13 protein-coding genes are annotated in these 13,983 nt (G+C 71.8%); 10 read left to right on the top strand and 3 right to left on the bottom strand.

What is annotated here, in order from left to right; all coding sequences use genetic code 11:
- Nucleotides 1–69 precede the first annotated feature (69 nt).
- Together ACLQ28_RS19270 and ACLQ28_RS19265 are read left to right on the top strand one after the other, a co-directional pair.
- Nucleotides 70–1,074: a glycine betaine ABC transporter substrate-binding protein gene (locus tag ACLQ28_RS19270; RefSeq protein ID WP_425687668.1), complete on the top strand. Its 1,005-nt coding sequence runs from the start codon at nucleotides 70–72 to the stop codon at nucleotides 1,072–1,074.
- 105 nt (nucleotides 1,075–1,179) lie between these two features.
- On the top strand, nucleotides 1,180–2,928 hold the full coding sequence (locus ACLQ28_RS19265; protein ID WP_425687667.1) for a hypothetical protein: 1,749 nt from the start codon (nucleotides 1,180–1,182) through the stop codon (nucleotides 2,926–2,928).
- Between the two features lie 18 nt (nucleotides 2,929–2,946).
- On the opposite strand, the gene ACLQ28_RS19260 is transcribed toward ACLQ28_RS19265, so the two are convergent.
- From ACLQ28_RS19260 to ACLQ28_RS19250, 3 genes are all read right to left on the bottom strand, one after another.
- Complete coding sequence (locus tag ACLQ28_RS19260; protein WP_425687666.1) at nucleotides 2,947–4,134, bottom strand: NADH-quinone oxidoreductase subunit D; 1,188 nt, start codon at nucleotides 4,132–4,134, stop codon at nucleotides 2,947–2,949.
- Entirely contained in the window at nucleotides 4,131–5,162 is a 1,032-nt protein-coding gene (locus tag ACLQ28_RS19255) for an SAM-dependent methyltransferase (RefSeq protein ID WP_425687665.1), read from the bottom strand. The genes ACLQ28_RS19260 and ACLQ28_RS19255 overlap by 4 nt, the downstream gene beginning before the upstream one ends.
- Before the next feature lie 155 nt (nucleotides 5,163–5,317).
- Nucleotides 5,318–6,319: an SDR family oxidoreductase gene (locus ACLQ28_RS19250; protein WP_425687664.1), complete on the bottom strand. Its 1,002-nt coding sequence runs from the start codon at nucleotides 6,317–6,319 to the stop codon at nucleotides 5,318–5,320.
- Nucleotides 6,320–6,345: 26 nt separating this feature from the next.
- Here ACLQ28_RS19250 and ACLQ28_RS19245 point away from each other — a divergent pair, with 26 nt between their 5' ends.
- From ACLQ28_RS19245 to ACLQ28_RS19210, 8 genes are all read left to right on the top strand, one after another.
- On the top strand, nucleotides 6,346–6,912 hold the full coding sequence (locus ACLQ28_RS19245; RefSeq protein WP_425687663.1) for a TetR family transcriptional regulator: 567 nt from the start codon (nucleotides 6,346–6,348) through the stop codon (nucleotides 6,910–6,912).
- A 130-nt stretch (nucleotides 6,913–7,042) separates the two neighbouring features.
- Complete coding sequence (locus tag ACLQ28_RS19240) at nucleotides 7,043–7,999, top strand: Rossmann-like and DUF2520 domain-containing protein (protein ID WP_425687662.1); 957 nt, start codon at nucleotides 7,043–7,045, stop codon at nucleotides 7,997–7,999.
- Between the two features lie 173 nt (nucleotides 8,000–8,172).
- Nucleotides 8,173–9,021, top strand: coding sequence for a pantoate--beta-alanine ligase (panC, locus tag ACLQ28_RS19235; RefSeq protein WP_425687661.1), 849 nt, complete (start codon nucleotides 8,173–8,175; stop codon nucleotides 9,019–9,021).
- A 44-nt stretch (nucleotides 9,022–9,065) separates the two neighbouring features.
- Nucleotides 9,066–9,494 carry an aspartate 1-decarboxylase gene (gene panD, locus ACLQ28_RS19230; protein ID WP_425687660.1) on the top strand — a complete coding sequence of 143 codons (429 nt, stop codon included), beginning with the start codon at nucleotides 9,066–9,068 and terminating at the stop codon, nucleotides 9,492–9,494.
- Nucleotides 9,495–9,592: 98 nt separating this feature from the next.
- Nucleotides 9,593–10,486 (top strand): septum formation family protein, encoded by an 894-nt coding sequence (locus ACLQ28_RS19225; RefSeq protein WP_425687659.1) that lies wholly within the window; start codon nucleotides 9,593–9,595, stop codon nucleotides 10,484–10,486.
- A gap of 108 nt (nucleotides 10,487–10,594) precedes the next feature.
- Nucleotides 10,595–12,292, top strand: a complete 1,698-nt coding sequence (locus ACLQ28_RS19220; protein WP_425687658.1) for an L-aspartate oxidase — start codon at nucleotides 10,595–10,597, stop codon at nucleotides 12,290–12,292.
- Nucleotides 12,289–13,185 carry a carboxylating nicotinate-nucleotide diphosphorylase gene (gene nadC / locus ACLQ28_RS19215; RefSeq protein WP_425687657.1) on the top strand — a complete coding sequence of 299 codons (897 nt, stop codon included), beginning with the start codon at nucleotides 12,289–12,291 and terminating at the stop codon, nucleotides 13,183–13,185. Before ACLQ28_RS19220 ends, nadC begins: the two co-directional genes overlap by 4 nt.
- Nucleotides 13,186–13,212: 27 nt before the next feature.
- Nucleotides 13,213–13,971 carry a type III pantothenate kinase gene (locus ACLQ28_RS19210; protein WP_425687656.1) on the top strand — a complete coding sequence of 253 codons (759 nt, stop codon included), beginning with the start codon at nucleotides 13,213–13,215 and terminating at the stop codon, nucleotides 13,969–13,971.
- Nucleotides 13,972–13,983: the final 12 nt, after the last annotated feature.

The raw sequence follows: 13,983 nt of genomic DNA, 5'->3' as shown, positions 1-13,983 counted from the left end.
AGTCAGGATCGCCCGTCGGACACGCGGCCGGCCCGGGACGGGCCGCGCCGGGACACGGAAGGCGGGCACATGCGCGCACGTACACGTCTGGCGATCGGCGCTATCGGCGCCGTCGCCGGGGCAGCACTCCTCACGGGGTGCGGTGACGCCGGCTCGTCCGGCACCGACGCGCCTCAGGCGAACGCCTCCGGCGCCGGTTGCGCCCCGGTCGCCGGTCAGCAACTCGTCGCTCTGCAGGACGACAAGAAGCTCCAGAACTCCGACAACGTCATCCCCGCGGTCAACAGCAAGGCGGCCAACCCGCAGCTGATCGCCGCATTGGACAAGGTCTCCGCCGCGCTCGACACCCCGAAGCTGATCCAGCTCAACAAGGCCGTCAACGAGGACCGCAAGACCGCCAAGGTGGCGGCCGAGGAGTTCGCCAGCGCGAACAACCTCACCGCGGGCATCGCCAAGGGCTCGGGCGGCGACATCACGGTGGGTGCCGGCAACTTCGCCGAGAGTCAGATCCTGGGCGAGCTGTACCGGATCGCGCTCACCGCCGCCGGCTACCAGGTCAAGGTGCAGCAGATCGGCAACCGCGAGTTGTACGAGCCGGCGCTGGAGAAGGGCGAGATCCAGGTCGTCCCGGAGTACGCGGCGACGATGGCCGAGTTCCTCAACACCAAGGTCAACGGCAAGGATGCTCAGCCGGTGTCCTCGCCCGACATCAACACGACGGTGACCGCGCTCAAGGCCGAGGGCGACAAGGCGGGCCTCACCTTCGGTGCCCCGGCCGCCGCCCAGGACCAGAACGCCTTCGCTGTCACCCAGGCCTTCGCCGACAAGTACGGCGTGCGGACCCTCTCCGAGTTGGCCGCGAAGTGCTCCGGCAGCGCGACCGTGCTCGGTGGCCCGCCGGAGTGCGAGCAGCGTCCGTTCTGCAAGCCGGGCCTGGAGAAGACGTACGGGTTGTCGGTGGGCAAGTTCTCCTCGCTGGACCAGGGCGGGCCGTTGACCAAGAGCGGGCTGCGCGACGGCTCGATCAGCGTCGGCCTGATCTTCTCCTCGGACGGCGCCTTCGCCACCAGCTGACCCTTCCCGAGTGTTGAGGACGCCCCCGCCCCGATCGGGCGGGGGCGTCCGCGCGTCGCAGGACCCCGTTCCCTCCGGTGGAGAACCTCGGTAGGCTGCACATCCATGTCGGCCCCGGCCACCTCTGACGCCAGGCGTCAACCACCGCTGCTGACCATGCTCTTCTGGGCGGGCGTCGCTCTCGCGCCGGTGGCGGCGCTGATCCTGCTGGTTGCCGACGGTAACGGCCCGCTGCGTTTCGCCGCGGTGCTCGCCATCCTCGCGGTGGTGCTGATCGGCCTCTCCATCGCGCTGCGGCCCGACGGTGAGGACGCCGCAGCGCGAGCCGACGAGCTGATGGACGAGATCGAGGAGCTCCGCCGGGAGTTGCGCACTGAGATCGTGGCTGTCGCGCAGCGCGGCAACCAGGCACTCGACCAGGCGCACCGGGCACAGGAGGGGATCGTCGCGGTCCGCCGCCGTCTCGACGCCAGCAGTGCCGCCCTTGCCGGTGCCGCCCCCGTCGGCGCTGCAGCCCCGGCTGGAGAGCCGGCGGGTGCTGGCCGGGCCCGGGTGCCGGCGGTCGAACCTCCGGTGGACGACGCGCCGGTCGCCCGTAGCCGGGCTGCGGTGCCGGGTGACGCACCACCGGGCCGGCCCCGAGTGTCCGGCCCGGACGACGCGGCCCGGCGGGGTCGCCCCGAGCACGCGGACGACCACGAGCGGGCGTACCCACGGGAGGCCGCCGGGCCGCCGACGACCGCGGGGACCTACGGCGCGGAGCGGCCGGCCGCCACCGCGTACGGCTCAGCCCGCCCTCGAGAGCACGACCGCCCCGAGCCGGCGCACCGGCAGGTAGGCGTGGTCCGGCACACCGAAACCGTGCACGTCACCACCCGACACACCGTGGTGGATGGCGGGCCGGCCGAGCCGGCTGGGCGCTACGGCGGCGGGTACGCCAGCCAGTGGAACCCGCCGGCACAGGATTGGACCCGGGGTGGCGGTGCGGATGAGCGACCCCCCTCGGCTGGCCGAGCGAGGGCTGAGGCGGATGAGCGCCCCCGAGCCGGTAACGGCGACGACCGGCGTTCCGGCGACGACCGGGCCCACCGTGGCGACAACCGCTCCTGGGGGGCACAGCCTGCGGCCCGGGGCGAGCCGGAGTGGACCGATCCGCGCGACGCGTACGCCCAGCCTGAGGAGCCCGGCTCGGCCGCCCGTTCGCACCGCGCACCGGAAAGGCCGGCTGCGGCCTCCTGGGACAACCCGGACGATCACGCCCGGTCGGAGCAGCGCGGTCGGGCGGGTGCCGCCGCCCCGCAGCCCGGATCGCCCCTGCGGGCCGACGACACGGGCGAGTACTGGTCGCAGTTGCGGGCCGGTGACCGGTGGGCCGCCGTCCGCGACGACGAGAACGGCCGTGAGCTGCGGGTCGGCGAACGCCGGGCCGAGGTGCACGCCGACGCCACCGGCACCGAGTACCGGATGGCCGACCGTTGGGCCGCCGTCCGCCATGAGGAGCCGCGCCGCCACGAGGAGCGCGAGTCGTACCAGGAGCGCGAGTCGTACCAGGAGCCGCGCCGCCACGAGGAGCCGCGCCGCCATGAGGAGCGCGAGTCGTACCACCGGGACGAGCCGGCGCGACGGCACGAGCGCGACGGCGGCTGGCGGGCCGAGCTAGCGGACCGGCCGGCGCTGCCGGTCGGCGGCGTCGGGGTGCCGGACGAGTGGCGCCCACCCCGCCAGCGCGGCCACCAGGCGGAACCCGCACCCGAGCGGCCCGGTCGACGCCGAGTCGACGAGCGCTACGGCTACCCGCCCCAGGACGACGTACCGCGCGCCGGCGGGACTCCACCCGGTGACCGCTGGCGCTGAGCGGTCAGGCGGCTGACGTCACTTGTCGATGTCGCCGACCACGAAGAACATCGAGCCGAGGATCGCGATGAGATCCGGCACCAGGCAGCCGGGGAGCAGGGTGGCCAGCGCCTGCACGTTCGCGTACGAGGCGGTGCGCAACTTCAACCGCCACGGCGTCTTCTCCCCCCGGGACACCAGGTAGTAGCCATTGATGCCGAGCGGGTTCTCCGTCCAGGCGTAGGTGTGCCCCTCCGGCGCCTTGAGCACCTTCGGCAGTCGGGTGTTGATTGGCCCGGTCAGTTGGTCCACCCGGTCCAGGCACTGCTCGGCAAGGTCCAGCGACGCGTACACCTGGTCCAGCAGCACCTCGAAGCGGGCGTGGCAGTCCCCGGCAGTTCGCGTGACCACCGGCACGTCCAACTCGTCGTACGCCAGGTAGGGGTCGTCGCGGCGCAGGTCCAGGTCGAGCCCGGAGGCGCGGGCCACCGGCCCGGACGCGCCGAACGCGGCGGCGTCCGCAGCGGAGAGCACGCCCACCCCCACGGTCCGGGCCAGGAAGATCTCGTTGCGACGGATCAGGTGGTCCAGGTCGGGCAGCCGCCGTCGCACCTCGCCGATCGCCGCGCGGGCCCGGCCCGTCCACCCGTAGGGAACCTCTTCCTTGAGGCCACCCACCCGGTTGAACATGTAGTGGATCCGGCCGCCGGAAACCTCCTCCATCACCGCCTGGATGGTCTCCCGTTCCCGGAAGGCATAGAAGATCGGCGTGATCGCCCCGATCTCCAGCGGATACGAGCCGAGGAACATCAGGTGGTTGAGCACCCGGTTCAGCTCGGCCAGCGCCATCCGTAGCCAGGTGGCGCGCTCCGGCACCTCCATGCCCATCAGGCGTTCCACCGCGAGCACCACACCCAGCTCGTTGGAGAACGCCGAGAGCCAGTCGTGCCGGTTGGCCAGCACGATGATCTGCCGGTAGTCGCGCACCTCGAAGAGCTTCTCCGCACCCCGGTGCATGTAGCCGATGATCGGTTCGCAGGAGACCACCCGCTCGCCGTCGAGCACCAGCTTCAGCCGCAGCACACCGTGCGTGGAGGGGTGCTGCGGGCCGATGTTCAACACCATGTCGGTGCCGAGCTGCTGATCGCCGGTGCCGGGGATCAGGCCCGCCCCGGTGCCGACGGTCAGTTCACGGAGGTCCCCGGCGTCGGTGGTCATGCCCGTCATCGTGCCACGGCCGGCCCGAGCGGGATGCCGACCGGTTGGCGCAGCCACCAGTGCCCACCGAGCCCCACCGGGTCGGTCAGCTCGGCCACCTCCGACGCGGCGGCCAGCGCCCGCACGTACCCCGCCGGGTCGGTGCCGGCCATGCTCAGCGGTGGTCGGCCGCCGTCGGCCCCGAGCGCCCGCAGCGCCTCCCGCTGCAACACCAGGGAGTACGCACACCGGGCGACCGCCGCACCAGCGGAGGCGACCGAGTCCATGGCCACGTGCGCGGTCACATCAGTCGTCCCGTCCGGCACCGGCGGCACCTGCCGCCCAGCCCGGTACCCGGTCAACGTCCCGCCGACCGGTCGTGCCTCCCTCAGGTGGCCGTAGTCGACTGCCAGCGCCAGGCCCCGCTCGATCTTCTGCACCGCGTTGGCCCATGCCTCGTCTCTGCTTCGGCCAATCTCGGCTCGTAGGTAGTCACTGCTGGGAGTTTCCGCAGAGCGAGGGATCGCGGGGTGTGGCCACCATGTGTTGAGCCAATCAAGATCAGCGGGACTCACCGGCTCCCCAAGCGTCTCCGCGCCGATCTCGGGATCGACAAGTACGTATCGCCAGCCGTCTGCCGTGTGCACCGCCACGTCCAGCGGGACGTTGTCCAACCATTCGGTGGCGATCAACAGCCCGTTGATCCCCGCGGGGATCTCGGGCACCCACTCGATCTGGTCCGGCAGGTGTTCGGGGCGGGGCGCCAGCTCGACGGCGGCGAGACGTGCCCGTTCCGCGAGCCCGGGGGAGCCCTCGATCGATCGCAGCAGGCCGCGCAGGAGTTCTCCGCGCCCGGCGCCGACGTCGATCACGTCGAGCCGGTCCGGGTGGCCGAGGGTCGAGTCGACGTCGGTGAGCAGGCGCAGCAGGGCGCTCGTGAACGCGGGTGAGGCGTGCACGCTGGTGCGGAAGTGGTCGGCGGGCCCGGTGCCGGCGACGAAGAAGCCATCCGGCCCGTAGAGGGCTCTGCTCATGGCGTCCCGCCAGGCGATCGACATCCGCGCCCTCCGATTCCTGCCCACGTCACGATCATCCGCACCGTCCCGTTCGACAGCGGAGGGGCGCGCGGCGATCAGTTGCTGAAAAGTAGGTCAGGAAAGCTCCCAGCACCTACTTTTCATCATTTGATCAAGATGGGTTCCCGGAAACTTGTTCAGGCCCGGAAGTAGTGACCGTCGTTCAGGTCGGCGATCAGGCCGGGGTGGGTGGGGGACCAGCCCAGCAGTTCGCGTGTGATCGCGGACGACGTCAGGTTATCCAGCTGGGCGAACGCCCCGAGGAAGCCGAAGTAGCCGTTCGCCTCATCGGCGCTGATGCTTCGGACCGGGATGTCGAGGTTGGCGCCGATGGTAGCGGCGATCTGCCGGAAGGGGACTCCTTCGTCGGCTGCCGCGTGCAGGCGCGCACCGGGCGGCGCCTTTTCCAGCGCGAGGCGGTAGAGCTGAGCCGCGTCGAGCGTGTGCACTGCCGGCCACCGGTTGGCGCCCTCGCCGACGTATGCGGCGTACCCGTGCTGCCGGGCCGCCGCGATGATGGTGGTGATGAAGCCGTAGTGGTCGAGCGAACTGTGCACGGTGGGTGCGAGCCGGACGACCGAGCCGCGCACATCGCGCGAGGCGAGGCCGACTACGAAATTCTCCGCGTCGATCCGGTAGCCGCTTGGGAAGGCATCGTGTTCGGTGCCGGGGCGGCCGACGATGCCGCCCCTCGCGAGCATGGCTGTCCCGCTCGTGCCGACCAGGGGTTTGCCGGAGCCGTCCAGGCCGGCGGCGAGTGCTTTGAGGGCATCCAGGTCAGCTTCGGCCGCACCGGCCATGTCGCCGTTGAGCATGAGGTCGTGCCGGAACGCCAGGTGGATGATCCCGTCGGACGCAGCTGCTTCCGCAGAAAGCACGTCGAGGTCGGACAGGTCGCCACGGCGTGCCTCGGCGCCGAGCTTCTCGATCGCGGCGGCGGACGTGTCGGAGCGGGCCAGGCCGACGACGTCGTGTCCGGCGGAGAGCAGTGCCGGCACGACTGCGGAGCCGAGATGGCCAGATGCGCCTGTGACGAATACACGCATGGTAATTCCTTCGTGAGTCCTGATGTCGCCTTGTGACATGACCATATCTCGTGATGTCGCGATGCGACATCCTTCGGGCGGAAAGAATGTCACGATGTGACATCAGATACGATGGCCGCATGGCCCGCTGGCAACCGGACGCGCGCGGCCGCCTGGAGGCGGCCGCCCTGGAGCTGTTCCGCGAGCGCGGCTTCGAGCAGACCACAGTCGCCGACATCGCCGCCCGTGCTGGCCTCGACAAACGCACCTTCTACCGGCTCTTCGGCGACAAGCGCGAGGTGCTTTTCAGCGGCGGCGAGCTGCTGGAGGAGGTCCTGGTCAAGGCGGTGGCCGAGACGGACGCCGCCCCCTTCGAGGCGGTCATCGCAGCCTTCCGTCGGGTGGCGGCGGAAATCTTCGCCGACCGTCTTGAGCTGGTCCGGATGCGCCAGTCCATCATCGAGAGCAGCCCCGAGCTGCAGGAGCGCGAGCTGCGAAAAACAGGCGCACTGGCGGCTGCGGTCGCCGCCGCCTTGCGGGCCAAGGGCGTCGGCGAGACCACGGCAACCCTGGCCACCGAGTCCGGTGGCACGGTCTTCCGCGTGGCGTACGCCCGCTGGGTCGCGCTCGACAGCGAGGCCTCGCTCGCCGACCTGATCGCCGAGGCGGCCACCGAGCTACGCGCGGTGACGTCCGCCCAGGGCTGAGCCCCGGAGGCGGTGACAAGGGGCACTTCCGTCGGCGGTGAACGTTTTCACACATGCTTGTCCTGGTTCGGTAGGCCCGGCGCATACTTGCGATCGACCGGTACCCCTTCTCGAGGACTGGATCGTCGTCATGAGCGCACCGTTGCGCCCGCGTCCGGCCGCCCCGCACGGGCCCGCCGTTCTCGGCAACCCCGCCACCTCCCGTCTGCTCACCGTCGGTGTCGTTGGCGCCGGTCGGGTCGGAGCGGTGCTGGGCGCCGCACTCGTCGCCGCCGGGCATCGGGTGGTCGCCGTCACCGGCGACTCCGGGGCCAGTCGCGCCCGACTCGCCCTGTTACTGCCCGAGGTGCCCCGCCGCCTGGTCGCCGCCGTCGCCCACGCCGCCACCGACCTGCTGCTGATCGCGGTGCCGGACGACGCCCTGGCCGGTGTGGTGGCCGACCTGGCCGCACGGGGTGTGCTGCGCCCCGGCCAGGTGGTCGCGCACACCTCAGGCGCGCATGGTCTGGCCGTGCTCGCGCCGGCCGCCGAGGTCGGTGCCCGGCCGCTCGCCCTGCACCCCGCGATGACCTTCACCGGTACGCCGGACGACCTGGCCCGGCTCGCCGGCATCTCGTACGGCGTGACGGCCCCGGCGGAGCTACGCCCGCTTGCCGCCCGGCTGGTCGCCGACCTGGGCGGTGTGCCGGAGTGGGTGGCCGAGTCGGACCGCCCGCTCTACCACGCTGCTCTGGCCCACGGCGCGAATCACCTGGTGACCCTGGTGAACGAGGCGACCGACCGCCTGCGTGACGCCGGGGTGGCCCGGCCGGAGAAGGTGCTCGCCCCGCTGCTGCGGGCCGCTCTGGAGAACGCGCTGCGGCTCGGGGACGACGCGTTGACCGGCCCGGTCTCCCGTGGCGACGCGGGCACCGTCCAGCGGCACCTGGACCGGTTGGCCGCCACCGCACCGGATTCCGTCCCCGCGTACCTTGCGTTGGCCCGGCGTACCGCCGACCGGGCGATCGCCGCCGGCCGGCTGCGGCCGGTGGACGCACAGTCGCTGCTCGGCGTGCTCGCCGACGGCAACAGGGAGGTGGCGCTGTGAGCGTGAGGAGTGAGCCGATCTTGCGAGCCCCGCAGTCGCGAACCGAGGTGACGCTGTGAGCGTGAGGAGTGAGCCGATCTTGCGAGCCCCGCAGTCGCGAACCGAGGTGGCGCTGTGAGCGTGAGGAGTGAGCCGATCTTGCGAGCCCCGCAGTCGCGAACCGAGGTGACGCTGTGACGCAGCTTGTGCACACGCGCGCCGAGTTGGCCGAGGCTCGGGCCGGGCTGAACGGCACGGTCGCTGTGGTGATGACCATGGGCGCGTTGCACTCCGGGCACGAGACGTTGCTGCGCGCGGCCCGGAAACAGGCCGACAACGTGCTGGTGACGATCTTCGTGAACCCGCTGCAGTTCGGGCCGAATGAGGACTTCGACCGCTACCCGCGCACCCTCGACGCGGACCTGGAGGTGTGCCGGCGGGCGGGCGCAGATCTTGTCTTTGCCCCGTCGGTGGCGGACATGTACCCGGACGGCCAGCCCCGCGTACGCCTCGATCCGGGCCCGCTCGGCGCCGAGTTGGAGGGCGCGAGCCGCCCCGGCTTCTTCCACGGCGTGCTCACCGTGGTGTTGAAGTTGCTCCAGCTCACCAAGCCGGACCTGGCGTTCTTCGGCGAGAAGGACTACCAGCAGCTCACCCTGGTCCGGCGGATGACCCGGGACCTGGACGTGCCGGTCGAGGTGGTTGGCGTGCCGACCGTTCGGGAGCCGGACGGGTTGGCGCTGTCCAGCCGCAACCGCTACCTGAGCGAGCCGGAGCGGGCTGCCGCGTTGAGTCTGTCCGCCGCGCTGCGGGCCGGTGCGCGGGCCGCCGACGACGGCCTGGACGCGGGGGCGGTGCTGACCGCCGCGCGCGCCGCGTTCGGTGCCGGTACGCCCGGTGCCCGTCTCGACTACCTGGTGCTCACCGACCCCGAGTTGGGGGCGGCGCCGGCGTCGGGGCCGGCCCGGCTGGTGATCGCCGCATGGGTGGGCGCCACCCGGTTGATCGACAACGCGGGGATCCACCTCGCCCCTCGCCCCTGACCGGGCCGCACCACCCTCCACCACTCCCGCGAAAGGCCACCCCAATGCTGCGGACCATGCTCAAGTCGAAGATCCACCGGGCCACGGTGACCCAGGCCGACCTGCACTACGTCGGTTCGGTGACGGTGGACGAGGACCTGCTCGACGCCGCCGACCTGCTCCCCGGCGAGCAGGTGGCGATCGTGGACATCACCAACGGTGCCCGGCTGGAGACGTACGTGATCCCGGGCGAGCGGGGCAGCGGTGTGATCGGCATCAACGGTGCCGCCGCGCACCTGGTGCACCCCGGTGACCTGGTCATCCTGATCTCGTATGGGCAGATGGACGACGCCGAGGCCCGGTCGTACCGGCCGCGGGTGGTCCACGTGAACGCCGACAACCGGGTGATCGAGTTGGGCGCTGACGCGGCTGCGGTGGCGCCCGGCATGGTCGGTGACCCGGTGCCCAGCCCGCTGGCTGTGTCCGGAGTCTGATCTCGCGCGACGCGATTCCGGTCTGTCACCAGAAGGTCATTTCCGGTTACCCTTGGCGCGCCGGCGGAAGCTGGCGGGTGGCTGGGGGAGGCCGCTATATGCGCAGTGCCACGACGACCCTGTTCGCCGCTGCCGTGACGGCAGTGCTGCTGGTGGGCTGTGCCGGCTCCGGTGATCTGGATGGTGACCTGACCGACGACTGGGCGGCGCTGCCGCCACCGTCGGCGTTCACCCCGGCCGCCGGCGTGTGTCAGGCCGCCGATTTCATGGATGTGGTCACCCTGGCCAGCTATGAGCCGGTGGACTGCGCCGGCCCGCACCGGGTGGAGACCGTGCATGTGGGGGCGTTCCCGGTCGAGCGGGCGAGTGCCCCGGCGGGTGGCTCGGCGGAGTTGCGGGGCGCGTTCGCCGAGTGCGACACCCGGGCGACCGGCTACGTGGGCGACGACTGGCGGGCCGGCCGGCTTCGGCTGTCGGTGGCGCTGCCCTCCGGGCCGGGCTGGGCGGCGGGTTCCCGTTGGTTCCGGTGCGACCTCACCGAGCTGACCACGGTCGAAGCTGCGGCCACCGTTGTGGTCCGGTCGGGCAGTCTGCGGGACGCGTTGAAGGGGGCTGCCGGGCTGCGGCTCGGTTGCCAACAGACCCGTGGCGCGGCCGGGGGCGTGCAGACGCTGGTTCCGGTGGAGTGCGCTCAACAGCACGACGCCGAGTTCGTCGGGGTGTGGCGTGCACCGGACATGGCGTACCCGAATCGGGACTCCGACTGGGCTCCGCTCTACAACGGTTGTCGAAGCATCCTCGGCCGGTACGTGGGTGTGCCGGACGACGCCGATCTGCGTTTTCGTAGCGGTGTGGTGGTCCGCCCGCCGGGTGCGGGGCGCTGGCGGGTCGGTGACCGGGGCATCCGCTGCTACCTGTGGCTCAGCAACCGTACGGTGACCGCCTCGCTGAAGGGCGCTGGCCCGGCTGGCCTACCGGTCCGGACGAAGTGACCACGGGCAGACGCTCGGCACGGCGCGGGCAGTGCCGGACGGGGTCGCCGAAAACACTCGTCCCGCCCCCGCCGCCCCGAGCGAGGATGGTTCGGGTTGACTGGGGGAATGGACCTTCCCACCGTCGACCTGCCGGCCCTGCCCGCGTTGCTGGCCGCGCCCGCGCCCGGCTGGGTGGAGACCACCGACGTGATCGTGGTGGGTTCCGGGGTGGCCGGGTTGACCGCGGCGCTGCACCTGCGTGAGGCGGGCCTGCACGTCACGGTGGTCACCAAGGTCAATATCGACGATGGTTCGACCCGATGGGCGCAGGGCGGCATCGCCGCGGTGCTCGACCCGACGGACACCCCGGCGGCGCATGCCCGCGACACCGAGATCGCGGGGGTCGGGCTCTGCGACCCGGCGGCGGTCCGGGTGCTGGTCGAGGAGGGCCCGACCCGGCTACGGGAGCTGATGCGCATCGGCGCCGAGTTCGATCGCCACCCGGACGGCTCCCTGATGCTGACCCGCGAGGGCGGGCACCGCGCGGACCGGATCGTGCACGCCGGTGGGGACGCCACGGGCGCGGAGGTGCAGCGGGCCCTGCACGACGCGGTGCAGCGCGACCCGTGGATCCGGCTTGTCGAACACGCCCTGGTTCTCGACCTGCTGCGAGCCCCGGGCGATGGCCCGGACGGCCTCGGTCCGGCCTGCGGAATCACCCTGCACGTGCTCGGTGAGGGCAGCGAGGACGGCGTCGGTGCGCTGCTGGCCCGGGCGGTGGTGCTCGCCACTGGCGGGATGGGGCAGATCTTCGCGGCCACCACCAACCCGGCCGTCTCGACCGGCGACGGGGTGGCGCTGGCGATGCGGGCCGGCGCGGCGGTGACCGACGTGGAGTTCGTCCAGTTCCACCCGACAGCCCTGATCACCCCGCCCGGCGCGGGAGTGCCCGGGGCGGGGCACGCGCAGCAGCCGCTGGTCTCCGAGGCGCTGCGCGGCGAGGGCGCGTACCTGGTGGATGCCGACGGCAAGCGGTTCATGGTGGGCCAGCACGAGTTGGCTGAGCTGGCACCTCGGGACGTGGTGGCCAAGGGCATCCACCGGGTGTTGCTGGCCACCGGCGCGGACCACGTCTTCCTCGACGCGCGGCACCTGGGTGGGGACTTCCTGGCCGGGAGGTTCCCCACCATCGTGGCGTCCTGCCTGGCGATCGGCGTGGACCCGGCGACCGACCTCATTCCGGTGGCGCCGGCCGCCCACTACGCCTCCGGCGGCGTCCGCACCGACCTGCGCGGCCGCACCTCCATCCCCGGCCTGTACGCCTGCGGTGAGGTGGCCTGCACGGGTGTGCACGGCGCGAACCGGCTGGCCAGCAACTCGCTGCTGGAGGGGCTGGTCTTCTCCCGGCGGATCGCCGAGGACATCGCGGCTGGCCTGCCCGAGCAGGTTCAGCCAGCGGACACCGGTGCCTGGCGCGGGGGCGCGGGCTGGGTGCTGCCTGCGGAGGTGACGCCGATCCTGCAACGGGCGATGACCCGGGGGGCCGGCGTGCTCCGGTCTGCGGCGACGCTGGCCGGGACGGCTGGGACGCTGAGTGAGCTGGGCGCTGCCCGGGGTCGGCCGCGGACCGCCGACTGGGAGGCGACCAACCTGCTCACGGTGGCGTCGACGCTGGTTGCTGCCGCGTACGCACGCGGCGAGACCCGGGGCTGCCACTGGCGGGAGGACTTTCCGACGGCCGACGAGCGGTGGCTGGGCCACCTGGTCGGGTCGGTCGGGGCACAGGGTCGGATTGGTCAGCACTGGGAGGGGCGATCATCATGACGGAGTCGACGCAGGCGGCTTTGCGGGCGGCCGGGCTGGATCCGGAGCAGGTGCGGCAGGTGATCGAGACCGCGCTGGTCGAGGATCTTGGCCCGGATTTCCTGGACGTCACGAGCGTGGCCACCATTCCGGCGGAGCAGAGCGACACCGCTGACCTGGTGGCCCGCGCGGATGGTGTGGTGGCCGGCATGGCCGTGGCCGCCGCCGTGTTCGAGTTGGTGGGCGAGGTGACCGGCTTCGGTCGTACCGTCGAGGTGTCGGTGGTGGCCCGCGACGGCGAGCGGGTGGTGCGCGGCGCGGTGCTGGCGACGGTGACCGGCCCGACCCGGCTGCTGCTGACGGCCGAGCGGACGGCGCTCAACCTGCTCTGCCGGATGTCCGGGGTGGCCACCCACACCCGCGCCTGGGCGGATGCGTTGGCTGGCACGAAGGCGATGGTGCTGGACACCCGCAAGACGACGCCGGGCCTGCGGGCGCTGGAGAAGTACGCGGTGCGAGCCGGCGGGGGCACCAACAAGCGGATGGGCCTCTACGACGTCGCCATGATCAAGGACAACCACAAGCTGGCGGCCGGGGGCATTACTGCGGCGTACCGGCGGGTTCGGGAGGCGTTCCCGGAGGTGCCGGTGCAGGTCGAGGTGACCACGGTCGACGAGGCGGTGGAGGCGGTGGAGGCCGGGGCGGATTTCCTGCTCTGCGACAACATGACGCCGGAGGTGTTGGCCGAGGCGGTGGCCGCGGTGGGTGACCGGGCGGAGTTGGAGGCGACCGGCGGGCTGACCCTGGAGGTCGCGGGCCGGTACGCCGCCACCGGCGTCGACTTCCTCTCGGTGGGTGCGTTGACCCACTCGTCGCCGATCCTGGACATCGCGCTGGACCTGCGCAGCGAGTAGGGCGCCCTGGTTGTCTAGGCTGCGTGCGTGCTGCTCTGCATCGACATCGGAAACACCAACACCGTGCTGGCGACCTTCGACGGCGACAAGCTGGTGCACTCCTGGCGGATCAAGACCGATGCCCGCTCGACGGCTGACGAGTTGGGCCTGATGTTCCGGGGCCTGCTCGCCGGGGACAACGTCGAGATCACCGGTGTGGCTGCCTGCTCCACGGTGCCGGCTGCACTGCGGTCGCTGCGCACCATGCTCGACCGCTACTACGCCGACCTGCCCAGCGTCATCGTTGAGCCGGGCGTGCGGACCGGGGTGCAGTTGGCGATCGACAACCCGAAGGAGGTGGGCGCCGACCGGGTGGTGAACACGCTGGCCGCGTACACCCTCTATGGCGGGCCGTCGATCGTGGTGGACTTTGGCACCACCACCAACTTCGACGTCATCAGCGGGCGGGGCGAGTTCCTCGGCGGGGCGTTCGCCCCGGGCATCGAGATCTCCTTCGACGCGCTTGCCGCCCGGGCCGCTCAGCTGCGCAAGGTCGAGGCCACCAAGCCCCGCTCGGTGATCGGCAAGAACACTGTGGAGTGCCTTCAGGCCGGCCTGTACTTCGGCTTCGCCGGGCAGGTGGACCGGATCGTCGAGCGGATGACCGAGGAGTTGGGCGAGGTGAAGGCGGTGATCGCCACCGGTGGCCTGGCCTCCCTGGTGATCAACGAGTGCCGCACCATCACCCACCACGAGCCGATGATCACGCTGATCGGCCTGCGCATGGTCTACGACCGCAACCTCTGACCGCGCGCGGAC

The sequence above is a fragment of the Micromonospora sp. DT201 genome, assembly GCF_049841575.1.
Taxonomy (GTDB): Bacteria; Actinomycetota; Actinomycetes; order Mycobacteriales; family Micromonosporaceae; genus Micromonospora.
This window is presented reverse-complemented; position numbering and strand designations above follow the sequence as displayed.